This window comes from Enterobacter sp. 342 (assembly GCF_036663495.1).
Lineage (GTDB): Bacteria > Pseudomonadota > Gammaproteobacteria > Enterobacterales > Enterobacteriaceae > Enterobacter.
Map to the genome: position 1 here is coordinate 128,710 of NZ_JAWUEI010000010.1, position 17,730 is coordinate 146,439.

General features: G+C 54.7%; 19 protein-coding genes. 5 read left to right on the forward strand and 14 right to left on the reverse strand.

What is annotated here, in order from left to right; all coding sequences use genetic code 11:
* Positions 1-12 precede the first annotated feature (12 nt).
* Complete coding sequence (locus V6E55_RS10735) at positions 13-447, forward strand: YhbP family protein (RefSeq protein ID WP_316942801.1); 435 nt, start codon at positions 13-15, stop codon at positions 445-447.
* On the opposite strand, the gene V6E55_RS10740 is transcribed toward V6E55_RS10735, so the two are convergent.
* Positions 427-945, reverse strand: a complete 519-nt coding sequence (locus tag V6E55_RS10740) for a type 1 glutamine amidotransferase domain-containing protein (protein ID WP_008501486.1) — start codon at positions 943-945, stop codon at positions 427-429. The two genes, V6E55_RS10735 and V6E55_RS10740, sit on opposite strands and share 21 nt — an antisense overlap.
* Before the next feature lie 128 nt (positions 946-1,073).
* Here V6E55_RS10740 and V6E55_RS10745 point away from each other — a divergent pair, with 128 nt between their 5' ends.
* Complete coding sequence (locus tag V6E55_RS10745; protein ID WP_129994894.1) at positions 1,074-1,718, forward strand: NAD(P)H-binding protein; 645 nt, start codon at positions 1,074-1,076, stop codon at positions 1,716-1,718.
* A gap of 40 nt (positions 1,719-1,758) precedes the next feature.
* Positions 1,759-2,796, forward strand: coding sequence for a permease (locus V6E55_RS10750; protein ID WP_316942776.1), 1,038 nt, complete (start codon positions 1,759-1,761; stop codon positions 2,794-2,796).
* 36 nt (positions 2,797-2,832) lie between these two features.
* Here the strand turns inward: V6E55_RS10750 and dolP are convergent, their stop codons facing one another.
* The 4 genes from dolP to V6E55_RS10770 are packed head-to-tail and all read right to left on the reverse strand — an operon-like array spanning position 2,833 to position 6,533.
* On the reverse strand, positions 2,833-3,408 hold the full coding sequence (dolP, locus tag V6E55_RS10755; RefSeq protein WP_114978829.1) for a division/outer membrane stress-associated lipid-binding lipoprotein: 576 nt from the start codon (positions 3,406-3,408) through the stop codon (positions 2,833-2,835).
* A 9-nt stretch (positions 3,409-3,417) separates the two neighbouring features.
* Positions 3,418-4,008 carry a DnaA initiator-associating protein DiaA gene (gene diaA, locus V6E55_RS10760; RefSeq protein WP_003861754.1) on the reverse strand — a complete coding sequence of 197 codons (591 nt, stop codon included), beginning with the start codon at positions 4,006-4,008 and terminating at the stop codon, positions 3,418-3,420.
* A 21-nt stretch (positions 4,009-4,029) separates the two neighbouring features.
* Positions 4,030-4,425: a YraN family protein gene (locus V6E55_RS10765; RefSeq protein WP_028017062.1), complete on the reverse strand. Its 396-nt coding sequence runs from the start codon at positions 4,423-4,425 to the stop codon at positions 4,030-4,032.
* Positions 4,383-6,533: a penicillin-binding protein activator gene (locus V6E55_RS10770; protein ID WP_316942778.1), complete on the reverse strand. Its 2,151-nt coding sequence runs from the start codon at positions 6,531-6,533 to the stop codon at positions 4,383-4,385. Before V6E55_RS10770 ends, V6E55_RS10765 begins: the two co-directional genes overlap by 43 nt.
* 62 nt (positions 6,534-6,595) lie before the next feature.
* On the opposite strand from V6E55_RS10770, the gene rsmI reads away from it, so the two are divergent.
* A complete protein-coding gene (rsmI, locus tag V6E55_RS10775) occupies positions 6,596-7,459 on the forward strand; it encodes a 16S rRNA (cytidine(1402)-2'-O)-methyltransferase (protein ID WP_114978827.1) in 864 nt (287 codons plus the stop codon).
* A 4-nt stretch (positions 7,460-7,463) separates the two neighbouring features.
* Positions 7,464-8,444 (forward strand): Fic family protein, encoded by a 981-nt coding sequence (locus V6E55_RS10780; protein WP_114978826.1) that lies wholly within the window; start codon positions 7,464-7,466, stop codon positions 8,442-8,444.
* A gap of 19 nt (positions 8,445-8,463) precedes the next feature.
* Here V6E55_RS10780 and V6E55_RS10785 read toward each other — a convergent pair whose 3' ends face one another.
* The 9 genes from V6E55_RS10785 to kbaZ form a co-directional block, all read right to left on the reverse strand.
* Positions 8,464-10,353, reverse strand: coding sequence for an enterotoxin (locus V6E55_RS10785; protein ID WP_316942779.1), 1,890 nt, complete (start codon positions 10,351-10,353; stop codon positions 8,464-8,466).
* A 20-nt stretch (positions 10,354-10,373) separates the two neighbouring features.
* Positions 10,374-11,246, reverse strand: a complete 873-nt coding sequence (gene kbaY / locus V6E55_RS10790; RefSeq protein ID WP_316942781.1) for a tagatose-bisphosphate aldolase subunit KbaY — start codon at positions 11,244-11,246, stop codon at positions 10,374-10,376.
* Between the two features lie 12 nt (positions 11,247-11,258).
* Positions 11,259-12,404, reverse strand: a complete 1,146-nt coding sequence (locus V6E55_RS10795; RefSeq protein ID WP_236919825.1) for an SIS domain-containing protein — start codon at positions 12,402-12,404, stop codon at positions 11,259-11,261.
* Between the two features lie 247 nt (positions 12,405-12,651).
* Positions 12,652-13,785 (reverse strand): N-acetylglucosamine-6-phosphate deacetylase, encoded by a 1,134-nt coding sequence (gene nagA, locus V6E55_RS10800; protein ID WP_316942782.1) that lies wholly within the window; start codon positions 13,783-13,785, stop codon positions 12,652-12,654.
* On the reverse strand, positions 13,782-14,216 hold the full coding sequence (gene agaF / locus V6E55_RS10805) for a PTS galactosamine/N-acetylgalactosamine transporter subunit IIA (RefSeq protein ID WP_028017070.1): 435 nt from the start codon (positions 14,214-14,216) through the stop codon (positions 13,782-13,784). The genes nagA and agaF overlap by 4 nt, the downstream gene beginning before the upstream one ends.
* A gap of 16 nt (positions 14,217-14,232) precedes the next feature.
* Positions 14,233-15,111 carry a PTS N-acetylgalactosamine transporter subunit IID gene (gene agaE, locus V6E55_RS10810; RefSeq protein ID WP_028017071.1) on the reverse strand — a complete coding sequence of 293 codons (879 nt, stop codon included), beginning with the start codon at positions 15,109-15,111 and terminating at the stop codon, positions 14,233-14,235.
* A complete protein-coding gene (gene agaW, locus V6E55_RS10815) occupies positions 15,101-15,880 on the reverse strand; it encodes a PTS N-acetylgalactosamine transporter subunit IIC (RefSeq protein ID WP_028017072.1) in 780 nt (259 codons plus the stop codon). The genes agaE and agaW overlap by 11 nt, the downstream gene beginning before the upstream one ends.
* Positions 15,881-15,890: 10 nt before the next feature.
* Positions 15,891-16,364: a PTS N-acetylgalactosamine transporter subunit IIB gene (agaV, locus tag V6E55_RS10820; protein ID WP_028017073.1), complete on the reverse strand. Its 474-nt coding sequence runs from the start codon at positions 16,362-16,364 to the stop codon at positions 15,891-15,893.
* 19 nt (positions 16,365-16,383) lie between these two features.
* On the reverse strand, positions 16,384-17,691 hold the full coding sequence (kbaZ, locus tag V6E55_RS10825; RefSeq protein ID WP_316942783.1) for a tagatose-bisphosphate aldolase subunit KbaZ: 1,308 nt from the start codon (positions 17,689-17,691) through the stop codon (positions 16,384-16,386).
* Positions 17,692-17,730 lie beyond the last annotated feature (39 nt).

Genomic DNA, 17,730 nt, shown 5'->3' on the forward strand with positions numbered 1-17,730 from the left:
GAGAGAATGAAAATGGAAACACTGGCCACCATTAACCGCTGGCTGGCGAAACAGCATGTCGTCACCTGGTGCGTGTACAGCGAGGGCGAGATGTGGTGCGCAAACGCGTTTTACTACTACGATCCCGAGCGTGTGGCCTTTTATGTCATGAGTGAAGATAAGACTCGTCATGCGCAGATGACTGGCCAGCAGGCGAAGGTCGCGGGCACGGTGAATGGCCAGCCTAAAACGGTCGCGCTGATCCGTGGGGTGCAGTTTAAAGGGGAAATCCGTCGTCTGGACGGAGAAGAGAGCGACGCGCGTCGTACCCGTTACACGCGCCGCTTTCCTGTTGCCGCTTCGCTAAAAGCCCCGGTATGGGAAATCCGCCTTGATGAGCTGAAATTTACCGACAACACGCTGGGCTTTGGCAAGAAGCTGCACTGGCTACGCGCCGAGCAGGCGTAGCGCTTCGCGGTTAAATGCCGGAAGATCGTCCGGGGTCCGGCTGGTGATCAGCTGGTCTTTGTCGTTGACCACTTCCTGATCGTAAAACTCGGCCCCTGCATTTTTCAGATCGATAACGATCGGTTTCACCGCCGTGAGCTTACGCCCGCGTACAACCTCAGCGCTGATGAGCAGTTGCGGGCCGTGGCAGATGGCAAAGACCGGTTTGCCGGTAGAGACGAAGTCCCGGGTAAAGGTCACGAAACGTTCGTCGCCACGCAGGGAGTCCGGTGAATGGCCGCCGGGTAACAGCAGGGCGTCAAAATCTGAGGGGCTAACGTTATCGATAGTCTCGTCGATGGTCACGCTGGCTTCTCCCTTATGACCTTTCACCGTTTTGCCCGCTTCTTTCTCAATGGTGATGACCTCATGTCCCGCCTTGCGGAACGCCTCAGCTGGAGAGGTGAATTCTGAATCTTCAAACTCGTCGGTAATCAAGACTGCGATTTTCTTGCCCATGTTTCCTCCGTTGTTTTGGCTTCAGACTGATTTTTCTCCGCTTGTGGTAAATACTTACCTGTAACAGACTTCTAAGTGTGGTCGACCACGCTGAGTTCGCAAACGGACAATTCTGTAAAGGGGAAAAGATGAGCCAGGTATTGCTTACAGGCGCAACCGGGTTGGTGGGTGGACATTTGCTGCGCCTGCTGATTCAGGAGCGCAAAGTGAATTATATCGCCGCCCCGACGCGACGACCGCTCGCAGACATCTCCGGCGTCTTTAACCCACATGATCCGCAACTGACGGACGCGCTGGCACAGGTGCAGGACCCCATTGATATCGCATTTTGCTGCCTCGGCACGACCCGGCGTGAGGCGGGCAGTAAAGAGGCGTTTGTGCATGCGGACTACACACTGGTGGTAGATACGGCACTCACGGCCAAAAGGCTTGGGGCGAAACATTTCCTGGTGGTCAGCGCGCTGGGCGCCAGTGCCGGATCGCCTTTTTTCTACAACAAAGTGAAGGGCAAAATGGAGGACGCGCTGATTGCGCAGAGGTGGGAATATCTGACGATTGCTCGCCCCTCCATGCTACTGGGACACCGCGACGAACGGCGTTTTAATGAGTCAATTTTCGCACCGCTATTCCGCATTCTTCCGGGGAACTGGAAATCCATTGAGGCGCAGGATGTCGCTCGCGCGATGCTGAAAGAGGCGCTTTCGCCTTCGAAGGAAGGGGTGAACATTATCCCTTCGGCAAAACTGCGTGAAATCGCGCAGGGCGAGGCGTAAACTCCCCCGGCTAATTACCTACTACTCTCCGGGGAATGTTATGACTGGTCAGTCTTCATCTCAGGCGGCAACACCTGTTCAATGGTGGAAGCCCGCGCTCTTCTTTCTTGTGGTCATTATCGGCCTCTGGTATGTGAAATGGCAGCCTTATTACGGCAAAGCCTTCACCGCCGCCGAAACGCACAGCATCGGTAAATCTATTCTCGCTCAGGCTGATGCTAGCCCACTGCAGGCGGCGTGGGATTACGCCATGGTCTACTTCCTTGCCGTCTGGAAAGCCGCCGTTTTAGGCGTCATTCTGGGGTCACTGATTCAGGTACTTATTCCGAGGAACTGGCTGGTGAAAACTCTTGGGCAGTCGCGTTTTCAGGGCACGCTTCTGGGGACGATTTTCTCTCTGCCGGGCATGATGTGCTCCTGCTGCGCTGCTCCTGTTACCGCGGGGATGCGTCGCCAGCGTGTCTCAATGGGCGGAGCGCTGGCTTTCTGGATGGGTAACCCGCTATTAAACCCGGCGACGCTGGTGTTTATGGGATTTGTTCTGGGCTGGCATTTTGCGTTCATCCGTCTGGTGGCTGGATTGCTGACGGTGCTGGTAGTCGCGACGCTGGTACAAAAATGGGTGAAAGATAATGCCGTTGAACCGGCGTCAGTTGAGCTGAACGTCAGCGAGCCTCAGGGGAGTTTCTTCATGCGCTGGGGTCAGGCGTTATGGCAGCTTTTCTGGAGCACTATCCCGGTCTATATCCTGGCGGTACTGGTTCTGGGGGCTGCGCGCGTTTGGCTTTTCCCGCATGCGGATGGGGCTATCGACAACACGCTGATGTGGGTCATTGCGATGGCCGTTGCAGGCTGCCTGTTTGTGATCCCAACGGCGGCGGAGATCCCGATTGTGCAGACCATGATGCTGGCTGGCATGGGCACAGCACCGGCGCTGGCGCTGCTCATCACACTGCCTGCAATCAGCCTGCCGTCGCTTATCATGCTGCGTAAATCATTCCCGGCCAAAGCGCTGTGGCTGACAGCGGGGCTGGTGGCGTTGAGTGGGGTGGTAGTGGGAAGTCTTGCGTTGGTTTAAGACAAAAAAATACCCGACATTGCCGGGTATTTTTTATTACTTGATATAAGTAAACGCGGTGGTGACGTGTTTCACGCCGCTCACCCGGCTGGCGATATCAGCCGCAGCTTTTCCTTCACGGTCGGTTACCAGACCCAGCAGGAACACTTCACCGTTTTCCGTCGTCACTTTCACGTTGGAAGATTTCACCTGGTCAGAACCCAGCAACTGGGAACGCACTTTGGTGGTGATCCAGGTGTCAGACGATGCGGTGCCCAGGCTGACAGGTTGTCCCTGGCGCACTTCGTTGAAGACTTCTGTTGTACCTTCTACACCCATCGCAATCTGTTTGGCGCGTGAGGCGAGTTCCATATTGGGGGCCTGGCCCGCAAGCAACACTTTGCCCTGATAAGCCGTCACATTGATGCGCGCTTCTTTCTTAATCTGTTCGTCTTTCGACAGCGCACTGTTGACGCGCAGTTCAAGCGTACCGTCATCCACCTGCGTCCCGACAGTACGCGGATCGGTTGCTGCTTTGGTGCCTACCGCAGCAGTACCCACGACAGCCGCAGCGATACAGCCCTGAAGCAGTAATGCAGACATAAGGACTGCGAGGGTCGATAAAGCCTTCATAAGAACTCCTTAATCATCCTGGTGAGGGAAAAGCGTGTTATCGATCAGGTCACATAAGCAATTTACCGTCAGCATATGCATTTCCTGAATACGCGCGCTACGGTGAGAAGGAATGCGGATTTCCACATCCTGCGGCCCCAGCAAACCCGCCAGCTCACCACCGTCATAGCCGGTTAAAGCCACGATAGTCATGTCCCGGGTCACAGCGGCTTCTACGGCTTTGACAATGTCCCGGCTGTTGCCGCGTGTGGATATTGCCAGCAGTACATCTCCGGCATGGCCGAGGGCTCTCACCTGCTTCGCATAAATTTCGTCATGCAGACGATCGTTAGCAATCGCTGTTAAGACCACATTATCGGTATTAAGTGCAATGGCAGGTAAACTCGGACGTTCTGTTTCAAAACGATTGATCATGCTGGCAGCAAAATGCTGTGCGTTGGCGGCTGACGTTCCGTTGCCACAACAGAGGATTTTGTTGCCATTAAGCAGGGATTGCACCAGCGTCATCGCGGCACGGGAGATAGCATCCGGTAGCGCTTCAGCCGCGGCAATCTGAGTCTGGATGCTTTCTGTGAAGCACACTTTAATTCTTTCGAGCACGTTATCCCTTTTAAATCTTAATTATGCGTCTTCGCCAAAAGCGTTTTTAAGCCATTCGATCTCATTTCCGGTGAAGGCTATCACATCGAACCGGCAATCCACAGTATCAAAGCTCCCATTATGGCGGGCAAGCCACAAGTGGGCAGTCTGTAATAATTTATGTTGTTTGGCGAGCGTCACGCTGGCGGCAGCACCGCCAAAACGGGAGGACTGTCGAAAACGGACTTCTACAAACACAATGACCTGAGCCTCTTTCATGATCAGGTCAATTTCGCCGCCACGCCCACGGACGTTAGCGGCGATAAAGCGCAGTCCTTTGCCTTCAAGCCAGCGACGCGCTTTGAGTTCCCACGCATCGCCGGTCTCTTTACGGCTTAACTGGCCGGGACGATTTGCCCCTGCTGGTATTTGAGCCATGATAACTTCCTGTTGATCACGCAATCTTGAGTAGCGGTCAGATCGCCGGTGTTGCCGTTAAGCTCAAAGCCTGGCACCTGACGCATCTGGGTAAAGTGGTTTGCCAGCGCCCACGCATCGACACCCATCGCATACAGACGTGCCAGAGAGTAGTCGTTACGTACTGCCCCCAGCGCCTGCTGCATCAGTGCCGGATTGCTGCCTGCCAGCATAGGGATTTCGCTGTACTGCAGACCGTCCATTTCCAGACGGAAATCCGGGCCTGCAGTGCCTTGCGCGCTGCGTGAACTGGCGTACAGCGTTGCGCCGCTCTGGCTGCCGTTACGCATTGCAATCATCGGTTTGATAAAGGCGATCTCTTGTGGCGTGGCGACAATATAGGCTGCATCCACTTTACCGCCACCGCTGATCTGCGCGTCGGTAGGTGGGGCAGGGATTGTCAGACCACCAATTGTCACGCCCTGCTGCTGCGGCAGGCTTGCGGTCACCGGACTACCGTTCAGGGCGATACCTGCCCCGCCATTTACGCCAGCGCGCAGTTCAGAGACGGAACCGAATTTCTGCTGCAGCACCATACCGCCACCGAGCTTCTGCCATTCATCGGCAAAGGCATTCGCGACGCGATCGCCCAGCGTACTGCGTGGGATGAGCAACAGAGGAGCCTGTTTACCCTGCTCGTGGATATGTCGTGCGGCATCGCGGGCTTCATCTTCAGGGGAAAGCGCGAAGTAGCAGATATTGGCCCGGTTCTGAACCTGCTCAGGCTGATTGAGCGCCAGCACGTTCAGCGTGGTATTGCTCTTCATCAGCTCTTCCACGTTGTTTTTCAGCAGCGGGCCGACAACGATGCTTGCACCGTCCTGTTGAACCTGCGCCAGCACCTGGTCAAGCGGCTGTGAACTGGTGTCGTAGATTTTCAGCTCAGCACTCGGGTTGGCGCTGGAGGCTGCCACGGTTTGCGGCTGCGCAGCAGGTTGGGTTGCGGGTTGCGCAGGTTGCTGTTCAGACGGTTGTGCTGTGGCAGCAGGTGCCGGTGCTGCTTCTGTCTCAGCCGGAGCCTGTGTTGCAGGCGCAGTTGCGGCAGCCGGAGGTGTTGTTGGTGCGGTAACCGGGTTTTGCATCGTGCCCTGCGTCGGGGTTTGGGCGGTGGTCAGGTCACTGGTCTCGGCTGCGGAGGGGCTGACAACATCGTTCACATTTGCTGCCTGTGCTGCTTGTGCCGGAACGGCACTGCCTGTCACCGGCGTGGTACCGTTTTTCGCCGCTTCAAAACCCTGCTGAATAGTGCGACCAAATACCGACGCCTGACCGTTTAGCGGCAGCAGCAGGGCGATTTTGCTGGTCGATGCTGGCTTAAAGTTCTGCACGTTTACCAGCTGTGTTGGCAGCATTTTCGCGCCCGGATTCTGCGGGTAGCGGGTCTGCCAGTCAGTAATACCGGCTTTCAGCATCTTCGGATCGTTGCGGTTGTTAAACCACATCTGCTGCAGATCCAGCCAGCCCTGCAGTACGTTCTCATCGGCATTGATGACCAGTGCCTGCGCCTGTTCCTGGGTCATGGAGGCAAGCGCCTGCCAGGTGGCATCAATATTTTTCTGCTTGTCGGCACCGCCGAGCAGCGGTTCCTGGGCAATCAGTGCACGGAGCAGTGTCAGGGAAGGACGACCCTGCTCAGCGGCAATACCTGCCTGCCAGAAGCGAGCCTGCTGATTTTTATCCAGCGCGCTGACGTCGATATCACCCAGGAGCTTTTTCGCGCCATCATAATCTTTCAGCGCGACTTTCAGTTCAGCAGAAAGCAAACTCTGCTCACGACGTTGAGTGTCGTTAAGATCTTTCGGTAACTGATTGAACAGTTCGGCGGCCTGCTGGGTTTTCCCCTCTTTCAACAGTGCACGAATGGCGAGTAATTGCCAGTTGGTCTTGGTATCATTTGAACTCTGCGACATTTGTTGCAGATAAAAACCAGAATCAGCCTGAGCGGAACCCTGCAGATGTGCAGTGCTCTGGTCAGGTGCCTGGGTGCCACAGCCTGCAAAGATCAGCGCTGCCAGCAGAAGCGGCACGCTGCGTGTGGCTTTTTTTCGAAGAAATGTTAACGGTACCATACTGTATCCAGTGATTTTTTTTACGCAATGCTCAATATTAAATCGGCAATACGGACTAAACAATGAAACAACACGAAACGGCGGATAATTCTCAAGGCCAGCTCTATATTGTACCTACTCCTATCGGGAATTTATCTGATATTACCCAACGTGCGCTTACCGTGTTGCAAGCTGTTGATTTAATTGCTGCTGAGGATACCCGGCACACCGGTTTACTGCTTCAACATTTTGCGATCACCGCCCGTTTGTTTGCCCTGCACGATCACAATGAGCAACAAAAAGCCGAAACGCTGGTGGCGAAGCTGAAAGAGGGGCAGAACATTGCGTTAGTTTCCGATGCAGGAACACCACTGATTAACGACCCTGGTTATCATCTGGTGCGTACCTGTCGTGAAGCGGGGATCCGGGTTGTACCTTTGCCGGGCCCCTGCGCCGCAATTGCTGCGTTGAGCGCTGCGGGGTTGCCATCTGACCGTTTCTGCTATGAAGGTTTCCTGCCTGCTAAATCCAAAGGCCGCCGCGATGTGTTAAAAGATCTGGAGGCGGAACCGCGCACGCTGATCTTCTACGAATCAACCCATCGTCTGCTGGAAAGCCTGGAAGATATGGTGGCCGTCTGGGGGGAATCACGCTACGTGGTGCTGGCGCGTGAACTGACCAAAACGTGGGAAACGATCCACGGCGCACCGGTGGGTGAACTGCTGGCGTGGGTGAAGGAAGATGAAAACCGCCGTAAAGGTGAAATGGTGCTGATTGTCGAAGGGCATAAAGCGCAAGAAGATGCGCTCCCGGCTGATGCGCTGCGTACGCTGGCGCTGCTGCAGGCAGAACTGCCGCTGAAGAAGGCTGCGGCACTAGCGGCGGAAATTCACGGCGTGAAGAAAAATGCGCTGTATAAGTATGCGCTGGAGCAGCAGGGAGAGTAAACGTATGAGCCGCTACCTGCCTCCATTCGCTATCACGCCATCAATTCTCAATCAGGTTGTTGAGATTGGTGAGTTGCTGGGGCATTGGGCGGCTCATTCCGGAAGGACATCTCCTTTACTGCGTAAAGAGAACCGTATCCGCACTATCCAGGCATCGCTGGCCATTGAACACAACTCGCTGACTACCGGGCAAGTGACGGCAATCATGGATGGCAAGCGCGTGCTCGCGCCTGAAAAAGATATTCAGGAAGTACGCAATGCTATCCTGGCATATGAGAAATTGTCTGAATGGAAGCCATGGAAGCTCAATGACTTACTCAATGCACACCGGTTATTAATGACTGGTCTGGTCGATCTCCCTGGAAAGCTCAGGAATGGAGACGTAGGGGTATATCGTGGAAACCAGTTAGTCCACATGGCTCCTCCTGCCTCCCAGATGAACCGTCTGATCGACGATCTTCTTTCCTGGCTTAAGCAAACTGATCTCCACCCGCTGATTGCCAGTTCGGTATTTCATTACGAGTTTGAGTTTATTCATCCCTTTTCAGATGGAAATGGCCGCATGGGGCGGCTGTGGCAAACGTTGATCTTAAGCCAGTGGCGTGCGGAACTGGCATGGCTACCCGTCGAGACACTCATCCATTTTCAGCAGGCGCGCTATTACCAGATATTAGGACAATGCGATCGGGCCAGTGATTGCACGGCATTCGTGGAGTTTATGCTGCAAAATATGGCTGAAGCTTTGCGGGAAGTCATAGGTATGTCGCCAGTATTGTCGGAAAAAATGTCGGAAGAATTGTCGGAAAAGGAAAATACTATCCTTGAGCTTCTTACCGTTCAACCGCAAATGACTGCGGTAATGTTGGCATCTGTTTTGGGCGTAACTTCCCGCACTGCGGAACGTTATCTCCGTTCTTTGCAATCAAAAGGTAAATTAAAACGCGTGGGGGCAAGGAAAGGGGGAAGCTGGCAGGTCATGGCTTAACCTGCCAACTGAACACTTTTTATTTTTCTGGTAATGCTTCAAATACCAGCGTTTCCAGCGGTTGCAGCGTAATCACCACCGCTTTTTTGTACTGCCCAGGTATGGTTGAATTATTGCCGTACACCGCCCTCAGACTAAACTGCGTTCCGTCTCCTGTCGGGATTTCGAAATCTCTCGTCAAATCCAGGTAGTAGCTTTGCGGCTTATCCGACGGGTTACGTAAGCCGAGAATCGCTTTATCCTTGCTCCAGGATGCCCAACCGTAAACCTGCAGCGCAGTTGGATCACCACCAATCCAGTGCGTGTCTACCAGTACGCTGGCGTTGTCCCGCGACCACTTCGCGGCCTGCGCCAGGGTGTCCCACTTCGCCTTATTCAGCATTGAAGGGGTGATGTATAGCTCCTGCAACTGCGTGCCGGTGGCGAAATAGCTCCAGACCTGGTCGGCAAAATCGCTGTCCGTTTGCACTTTCTCCAGCCCGTAATAGGCATTTTCTGCACTGACGATCCCGTGGTACATCAGCGAATTGAGTGGGAACAGTGGGCCTTTGCGTACAATGGAACGGTACGTTTCAGCGTCGCGGTAAGTCATCCACTGCTGTACCGGTGTACCTGGGCCATACAGGTTTATGTCATCACCCTGACGCCAGATGGAATCGGCGTAGAACAGCCAGGATGGACTGGCATTGGTTCCGGTTGTCAGGTTGATAAACAGGTTCGGATTGGCGCTGCGCATGTTATGCAGCAGTGCAATAGAGGCGTCAAAATCCGAGGCGAACGGGCTGCCTTTAATGTGCGAGTTGGCGTTACCCATTCCGTCCAGCTTAAACGAGGTAATATGCTCGTTTTTTATCAGCTTACTAATCTGCTCATTAAAGTTTTTAAAGTAGTTCGGGCCTGACAGCGCCAGCTTCCCGTCTACCGTTTCGAAACCATACTCTTTTGCATGCGAGACACGAGTATCGCGCGGTTTGTTATATCCGCCCCACGGCGAAAGCCACAGGCCAACGGAGCTGTGGAGGCTGTCAGCTTTCTCCCGTACTTTACCAAAACCTGCTCTGAATGCCGGGCCGAACAGCCAGCGCCCGGTAAGGTCATCCCAGCCATCGTCAAGCAGGAAAGCATCCAGCGCTACGCCCCGCCCGGTGATAAATTCCTTGTTCCATTCGTCCATACGCCCCAGCACATCCTGCTCGGAGTAAGGGGTAAAGAAACCGATGTCCATCCAGCTGTTGTAGTGTAGATAAGGCTTATACGGACGCGGACGGACGGCGTCGATAAACTGGTTTACGCTACGGCGCAGCTGGCTGGTTTCCGGGAAGGTACCGAAGTACGTGGTATAGCTGACCGGCGTTGCTGGTTGAATGGGCGTTTTCAGCTCCACATTGAGGTTGGTTGTCGCTTCATAGGCGTAAGTATTAACGATGGGTTTATCCGGCAGGATAAAGAACGAGTCTGCGATAATCGGCGAACTGTTAATTGCCCCGTCTACGTAAGGTGCCTGGGACTGCTTTTTGGTCGGGAAGAAGGTGATTTTCGCCACTTCACGAGGCTGCCCGACGGCTGCGATGGTGTAGTCGATGCTGGCGTATTTCCCCTTCACCAGGTTCAGCTTCACCGTCACGTTAAAGTCAGGATGGGTGTAGTCGATGACGATTCCGCTGTCCTGCTTTTCGACATGCTTGATCTTAAAATCCGCCGTGTGGATTTTTTTCTCATCTGGCAGCGTCAGAAAGAACAGCTCCTGCGGTGTCAGCGGATGGTTGGCCCTGGTGTCTTTAACCACAACCGTCGAGTTTGTGTCATCAAATGACAGGGCAATGTTGTCGTTATTAAGGCTGTAGTTCGCTGCCATCGCGCCATGAGAAACACACAGAGCAAGCATTGAGAGGGAGAGGATTTTTTTCATCAGGGTAAGATCCTTTTCAATCAGGCTTCTGCCGGCAGCAGCAAGCGATTTGCCGAGCCACAAACGTTAATTTTGCTTCTGACCACCTCTTTCATGGCATCCATGCCGACCCGCATATAGAAGCGTGGATCGTTACCTTGCGGGTTGTCGGCAAACCAGGCTTTGACGGCGTCAGAAAAGGCGATTTTCAGCTCGGTTGCCACGTTGACTTTGCACACGCCCAGCTCAATGGTGCGGCGAACGAACTCATCGGGTACATCGCTCGCGCCATGCAGCACTAGCGGTACGGTCACCACTTCGCGGATTTCGGCCAGTCGCTGGAAGTCGATTTTGGGTCGTTTGGTATAGAGGCCGTGGGCGGTGCCGATGGCGACAGCAAGGCTATCGACGCCGGTCAGCTCAACAAAGCGCTTCGCTTCTTGTGGATCGGTGAGAAATGCGCTTTCGGCGTCGACGTTCATGTCATCTTCCACGCCACCCAGACGCCCCAGCTCAGCCTCGACGCTACAGTCGTTGAGATGGCAAAAATCGACCACGGATTTCACCAGCTTCACGTTCTGCTCAAATGGATAGTGGCTGCCGTCGATCATTGCGCTGCGCACACCGGCGTTCACTTTACGACGAATATCGTCCAGTGATTCGTGGTGATCGAGATGCAACGCCAGTGGCATGTCATAAGTGACGGAATAAGCGCTGCACAAGGCGTAGATCTCTTCGAGCGCAATGTGTTTAAACGTCCCGGGGGTGCCCGCAAGGATCACCGGCGATCGCATTTCGCTGCAAACTTCGAGGATCGCCTGGATCGTCTCCGCGTTATGGATATTGAACGCCGGCACGGCGTAGCCTTTTGCCTGGGCGTCCTGCAGAAGATATTTAGTCGAGATAATGCTCATAATGAGATCCTCTTAAGCCTGCCACGGATGAATAACAACGCCCTGAACCACACGGTTAACCGTGCCGCTGGCGGATGGCGTATCGGGTGTGTTGCCTACGCTGAGTGACTGGGAAAGCGCAAAGACCTGGGCATACATCAGGAAGCAGAACGCCTGTTCCATATCGATAAACGAACGGGAAGGCGGTAGCAGGATGTGCGGACCAGCCTCAATAACCGGATCCATTTCAGCGGCGATAGCCACCACGCGCAGGGCCTGGCGATCGCGACGCAGTTCGGCCAGCAGATCGAGATCGTACTGACGCGTATACGGATGGCTGGAGACAAATACCACCACCAGTGTTTCGTGATCCACCAGCGACTTCGGCCCATGACGGAAACCAGTAGGGGAGTCGTAGAATGCCGCCAGTTTTCCGGCTGTCAGCTCCAGCACCTTCAGTGCTGACTCACGCGCAACACCTTGCAGGCCACCGCTTCCCAGGTAGACGATCCTCTTCCATGGCTCATGACCAAAGACACCCTGACTGAAATCGCCGAGCGACGTCAGGATCGCCTGGCAGCGATCGGCTACGTCGTGGAAGGTCTGGCTGTTGATCGTTTCCGGGGCGAAAACCGCCAGACAGCTTGCCATCATGGTGGTGATACTGCTGGTCATCGCGAAGCCGCGATCGTGCGTTTCGGCTGGCATCAGCAGGGCAAAGGCGTTATCGCTGTTGACGGCATTCTGGTACAAACTGCCTGCTTCGTTGCAGGTGATCGACAGGTGGTAGCATTCCGGCACAAACTGATTGGCCAGTTCTACAGCCGCCACGCTTTCCGGGCTGTTGCCGGAGCGGGCAAACGAAATCAGCAACAATGGATGCGCAGGGCTGAAGTAATCCATTGGGTTCGTCACCAGATCAGTTGTTGGTACGGCGGTGAAGTTTTTCCCGGTGTGGCTGGCAAGCCATGGCGCAATAATGTCGCCGATAAAGGCAGAAGTGCCTGCACCTGTCAGGACGATCCGCAGATCAGATTTGCGTAGCAGGGGAGTAAGAAAACCGTCAATCGACGAACGCAGGCTATCAATATTGCTGAGCGAGCGGACCCAGCTGGCAGGTTGCTGACGGATCTCTTCTTCGGTCCAGGTGCCGGTTGTGGCGGTAGTGATTTGTGGCATAACTCAGTCCTTAGTCGTGTGAATTCCACATCAGACGCTGGCAAATATGTCGCTATCTTTCGTTTCGTTTCACTTGTTCACAGAAGCAGTTAAATAAAATCTATAGAAAAGAAATCGAAAGTTCAACGAAAGAAAAGAAATAAAACGAAAAGTGTGATCGCAAAAGGAAAGACAATGAAGAAGGAAAGGAAAAGAAAGGCCTTACGATCTCGCGCCGTAAGGCCAACAGGAGGACACAATGAAAGGGCTAAAGGGGGAGAGCCTGGCCCTGAATCCAGATCCGCTGGAAGTGTAAACCACCGTCCAGCGCGATGAGCGTGGCGTGTTTGCCTGGTGCTAACGACCCGAGCTGGTTATCAATACCCAGCAGTCTTGCCGGGTGCAGCGAGGCCATATGGATAGCATCTTCAGCGGTGATACCAGCGTGCTCCACCATATTACGAACGGCGGCATCCAGCGAGAGCGTACTCCCTGCCAGGCCACCAGTGGCGGTACGCACGACACCATTTTGCATGCAGACCTCTTCACCGCACAGGGTGTAGCCCCCGTCAGGCATACCAGCAGCCTGCATTGCATCGGTGATCAGCACCACGCGGTCTTTCGCGCAGCAGCAGCACAGACGCATGGCTCCCGGGTGGACGTGGTGACCATCGGCAATCAGCTCCAGCCATGCACGTTTGTCTGTAAGCCCAGCACCAACCATGCCGGGTTCCCTGTGATGTAACCCCGTCATACCGTTGTAGCAGTGGACCAACCCATCAGCACCTGCGTCAAAAGCGGCAAGGGTTTGATCGTAAGTGGCGGCGCTATGACCCAGCATCACGCGTAAACCGTGCTGTTTAAGGTGGCGAATCGCCTGTAATGCGCCAGGTTTTTCCGGCGCAAGCGCCACCACGCGTAGTGTGTTTTGAGAAACCTCAATCAGCGCGTTCAGCTCAGCGATGTCCAGCTCCCGAAAAAGCTCCGGCGGGTGCGCCCCTTTGTTTTGCGGCGTAAAGTACGGGCCTTCAAGATAGCTACCCAGAACCTGCGCGCCGGGGCCGCCGGAGCGAGTGCGCCGGGCGATACGCATAAGTGCGCCATGGATGACCTCCAGCGGCGCGGTGACGGTGGTGGGCAGAAATGCGCCCACGCCTTCACGTGCTTTATGTATCGCCAGGGTATCCAGCACGTCGGGTGCATCATCCATGACATCCACACCCGCACCGCCGTGAACGTGCGTATCAATATAGGCCGGGCAAAGCAGCTCAGCATCGCGCGACGTAATGCCCACGGGGATTGGCTCAATCGCCGTGATGATCCCGCTTTCAATACGTAGCTGGTGGTCTTCAAGCCAGCCCCGTTCGGTGAGTACACGGCGAGCGCGTAACAGCTGGCTCATATGCCTTCCTCTGCAGGCGCTTCCTCACGGCAGCGCCCCAACTCATCGACCAGGCTTGTCAGCCCACGATGTCCGCACTCCAGCGCCTGCAATCGAAATGCTTCGCTGCTTAAACCGTCGCGCTCCAGCACCATTTCCAACAGCAGTTGCAGGTTAGTGCCCGTTATCACTTCACTGCCGGGCCTTTGCATAGCAAGCGTTGAGGCGACACGAAACGGCGTACCGCCCAGCAAATCGGTAAGAAATACAATATCGTGCTCTGCATTCAGCTCGCTCACCGCCTGCTCAAGCTGAGTGGTCAGTCGCGCCGTGGTGGAGGTCTCCGGAAAATCAATGGCGATAAACTGCGGTTGCTCGCCAAGGATCTGTTTCATCGCCTGCTCAAGCCCACTGGCAAAACCACCGTGACCCGTCAAAATAATGCCTAACATCGTAACCTCTTTGCTTTTACAGGAAGTGACAGAATTTACCGACAACACCGAGCACCACAGTGATACCAATCAGACGCAGTGGGCTCCAGCCACGGCGTACCAGCCAGAACATAGTCAGGGTATAGACCAGTGGCAGGAAGGCAGGCATCAGCTTGTCGATAACGTCGGCCTGCAGCTTGACGACTGCATCACCAGCTTTGATTTCGAGCGTGGTATTAAGGCGAACATAGGTTGCCACCAGCGCGCCAATCACCGTCATCCCGACGATAGAGGCCGCGTGACCAACCTTTTTGGTATTGGCCTTAATCAGCGGGATCGCTGCAACGCCCATCCGGTAAGCGTAATGCGCCAGACCAAAACGCAGGCCAAGATGCACCACGTTAAACAGCACGATAAAGACCACGGCGCCCAGAATGGAACCCTGCAACGCCAGGCTTGCGCCAATCCCACCGCATATGGGCAGCAAAGTGAGCCAGAACATGGCGTCACCAATACCGCCGAGTGGTGCGCCCACGGCAATTTTGGTGCTCTGGATGCTGTTCACATCCTGCTTGGAGCGCTCCATGGCCAGGATGATGCCGATAACGAAGGTCACCAGGAACGGGTGGGTGTTGAAGAAGCCCATGTGACCTTTCATGGCACGCGCCAGATCCCGCTTATTGGTGTGGATCTTTTTCAGCGCGGGCAGTAAACCATACAGCCAGCCGGAGGCCTGCATACGTTCGTAGTTAAACGAGGCCTGCAGCAGCATGGAACGCCAGGCTACGCGGTTAATGTCCTTTCTCGTCAGCTCGGCACCGATACTTTGGTCTTCGTAGACGTTCTCATTCACGCCAGTGAGCAGGGTCTCTTCGCTTTCAGAAACGCCAGGCAAAGTTGTTTGATTAGATGCCATCTTCGAATTCCTCTTTCCGGGACGCAGGTGCTGTCGGTTCAGGTGATTTACGCATCAGGTCGATAAGTGCCATTGCCAGGGCGGCAGCGGCAATCGCCAGTACCGGAAGCTTGAGCCAGGCTGCGGCCACAAAACCGATAATGAAGTAAGGGATGTAGACGTTTTTCATCATGATCTTCAGCAGCACGGCAAAACCGATAGCTGGCATGATGCCGCCCGCGACGCCAAGACCATCAATCAACCGTGCCGGCAGAACATCAATGGCGGTTTTCGCGTGTTCTGCACCGAAGTAAATCGGCAGGAAAGCACACAGGAAGTAGAAGATACCTAGGGCCAGCAGTGCCAGATAGTTGACCCGTTCAATACCGTTAGTATCCGCATTGGCCGCCATGCGATCGCAGCGAGACATCACGCCAGACATTACGGAGAAGAGGAACGTGATCCCCATCTGTACTGCAACGGCAAACGGGACGGCGACGCCAACGGCAACTTCCGGCTTCACGCCCGTACTGATAGCAAACGCTGTGCCTACAATCGTGCCGATAATCACGTTTGGTGGCTGTGCGCCTGCCAGCGGTGCCAGTCCCATCCAGACCAGTTCTAACGTACCGCCGGTCAAAATACCGGTGTGTAGATCGCCCAGAATCAGGCCAACCAACGGCCCGAGTACCACCGGGCGGTGCATGTGTGTTAAGCCGTTAAACATATCCAGACCGGCTATAAAGGCGAGAACGCCCAACGCCAGTGCCTGCAACAGACTGATTTCCATTGTGAATCCCTCAAAGCAGTTTAAAGAGATCCAAAGCAGTTTCTGTTGGAACGCCCTGAACGAAGCATTCCACTCCGGCAGATTTCAGACCGTTGAACGCAGTGATATCGTTTGCGTCGACAGAGACCGTTTTGGCAATTTGTTGTTTGCCATTGGCATAGTGCATGTTGCCTACATTGATACGGGTGACAGGTACGCCACCCTCCACCAGCGTCAGAAAATCAGCGGGTGATTTACAGACCAGCAGAATTTTCTGGCGGTCGGCAGCGCGGTGAATGTTGTCGATCACTTTTTGCAGTGACCAGAAGCGCACGGCGATCCCTTCCGCGAGCACCATTTCCATCAGGTTTTGTTGAACCGGATCTTCTGCAACCTCGTCATTTGCCACCAGCACGAGGTTCGCCCCCGCAAACCCTACCCACTGCACACCCACCTGACCGTGGATCAACCGTTCATCAATGCGGCATAAGACAATGTTTGGCATAGCGTTTTCCTCTTTTTAATTATGCGTGTTGAGTCGTTACGCCTTCGCAGGCGGCGTGGTACTGCTGAAGTATGTCCTGAATGTGGTCGATGATGAGTTCCCGTGGTGTTGACTTGAGAGCACCCTCGCGAACTTTGCTGTACTGCAACGGCAGGTACTGGCTAATCAGTGGCAGCGGGAGAGGGTCGTCAGCCAGGTTGCGTACCAGTCGCTCAAAGGCATCGTCAATCTGGCTGTCTGGCCAGTAATAGCGGACGCGGTCAGAGTAGCTATAGCCGCGCGCCAGGCGTCGTGCATTGCCGTCACCGTGGTAATGGCTTTGCCAGTATTCCGGGCGATCGAGCATCACGTTTTCCAGTACGTGACGCAGGCCAGAACTGGCTTTTGCAGGCAGCAGTTCTTCTTCAATGGCGGCCAGTGAAAACAGCGCTTCTCGCAGAGCGAAGGTCAAAGCTGGGCCGACTTTCAGGATCGCGAAGTGATCTTTTACCAGCTGGCGAAGCGCTTGCGGTGTCTGGTAATCGGTGGAGTGCGCTTCAAACACCAGCGTGTCGTACGCTTCCACCATTTTGCTCAGCGCGACGGCCTTGTGTGGTTGGTAGTCGCACACATGGGCGTGGTCAAATTCGACACCAGGCTGAACCACCAGGCCAATGATACGCGGCCAGATAGCGTTTAAACCTTCCTTCTCGAAAGCGTGACGGTGTGCTTCAAGCGTGGCGCGTGCCGCTTCCGGTGTGGTAACGTCGAGTTCATTCAGTGTTTCATGTGCCCCACCGGGAACGGGCACTTCAGTGCCGATAACGTAGACCAGGTCAGACACACCAAACTGTTCACGACAGGTCTCTTCGGCAATTTTCGCCAGACGTGCCGCACGCTCTGCGACGATTGCGTCGGTTAAAGGCACCGGATCGTCTTCACAAGACATACTGCAGTCGAGGTGGATCTTTTTGAACCCGGCAGCAACATAGCTTTTGATCAGATCGTCGGCATTTTCCATCGCCTGTTCCGCAGGTAGATTTTGCCAGCGGTTTGGGCCCAGATGGTCCCCACCGAGGATCAATTGTGACATAGGGAAATCAAGGGATTCCGCCAGCTGACAAACAAACCCGTGAAAATCAGCGGGCGTCATGCCGGTATAGCCACCAAACTGATCCACCTGGTTGGAGGTGGCCTCAATTAATAGTGGCGTCTGATGCGAGTGGGCGTAACGAATTGCCGCTTCAAGTACCAGTGGATGTGCGGAACAGACGGCATAAATCCCGTTTGAATTCCCCCGTTTATGTTGTTCCACCATTTCTGTCAGATGTTTCACTTTCCTCTCCATTTCGGATGGTGATGGTAGTCATCTTTCGTTTTGTTTCAT

What these genes read in the sequence shown, in the direction of transcription:
- V6E55_RS10735 (WP_316942801.1), top strand. Translation starts at nt 13, where the DNA reads ATGGAAACACTGGCCACCATTAACCGCTGGCTGGCGAAACAGCATGTC.
- V6E55_RS10740 (WP_008501486.1), bottom strand. Translation starts at nt 945, where the DNA reads ATGGGCAAGAAAATCGCAGTCTTGATTACCGACGAGTTTGAAGATTCA.
- V6E55_RS10745 (WP_129994894.1), top strand. Translation starts at nt 1,074, where the DNA reads ATGAGCCAGGTATTGCTTACAGGCGCAACCGGGTTGGTGGGTGGACAT.
- V6E55_RS10750 (WP_316942776.1), top strand. Translation starts at nt 1,759, where the DNA reads ATGACTGGTCAGTCTTCATCTCAGGCGGCAACACCTGTTCAATGGTGG.
- dolP (WP_114978829.1), bottom strand. Translation starts at nt 3,408, where the DNA reads ATGAAGGCTTTATCGACCCTCGCAGTCCTTATGTCTGCATTACTGCTT.
- V6E55_RS10765 (WP_028017062.1), bottom strand. Translation starts at nt 4,425, where the DNA reads ATGGCTCAAATACCAGCAGGGGCAAATCGTCCCGGCCAGTTAAGCCGT.
- V6E55_RS10770 (WP_316942778.1), bottom strand. Translation starts at nt 6,533, where the DNA reads ATGGTACCGTTAACATTTCTTCGAAAAAAAGCCACACGCAGCGTGCCG.
- rsmI (WP_114978827.1), top strand. Translation starts at nt 6,596, where the DNA reads ATGAAACAACACGAAACGGCGGATAATTCTCAAGGCCAGCTCTATATT.
- V6E55_RS10780 (WP_114978826.1), top strand. Translation starts at nt 7,464, where the DNA reads ATGAGCCGCTACCTGCCTCCATTCGCTATCACGCCATCAATTCTCAAT.
- V6E55_RS10785 (WP_316942779.1), bottom strand. Translation starts at nt 10,353, where the DNA reads ATGAAAAAAATCCTCTCCCTCTCAATGCTTGCTCTGTGTGTTTCTCAT.
- kbaY (WP_316942781.1), bottom strand. Translation starts at nt 11,246, where the DNA reads ATGAGCATTATCTCGACTAAATATCTTCTGCAGGACGCCCAGGCAAAA.
- V6E55_RS10795 (WP_236919825.1), bottom strand. Translation starts at nt 12,404, where the DNA reads ATGCCACAAATCACTACCGCCACAACCGGCACCTGGACCGAAGAAGAG.
- nagA (WP_316942782.1), bottom strand. Translation starts at nt 13,785, where the DNA reads ATGAGCCAGCTGTTACGCGCTCGCCGTGTACTCACCGAACGGGGCTGG.
- agaF (WP_028017070.1), bottom strand. Translation starts at nt 14,216, where the DNA reads ATGTTAGGCATTATTTTGACGGGTCACGGTGGTTTTGCCAGTGGGCTT.
- agaE (WP_028017071.1), bottom strand. Translation starts at nt 15,111, where the DNA reads ATGGCATCTAATCAAACAACTTTGCCTGGCGTTTCTGAAAGCGAAGAG.
- agaW (WP_028017072.1), bottom strand. Translation starts at nt 15,880, where the DNA reads ATGGAAATCAGTCTGTTGCAGGCACTGGCGTTGGGCGTTCTCGCCTTT.
- agaV (WP_028017073.1), bottom strand. Translation starts at nt 16,364, where the DNA reads ATGCCAAACATTGTCTTATGCCGCATTGATGAACGGTTGATCCACGGT.
- kbaZ (WP_316942783.1), bottom strand. Translation starts at nt 17,691, where the DNA reads ATGGAGAGGAAAGTGAAACATCTGACAGAAATGGTGGAACAACATAAA.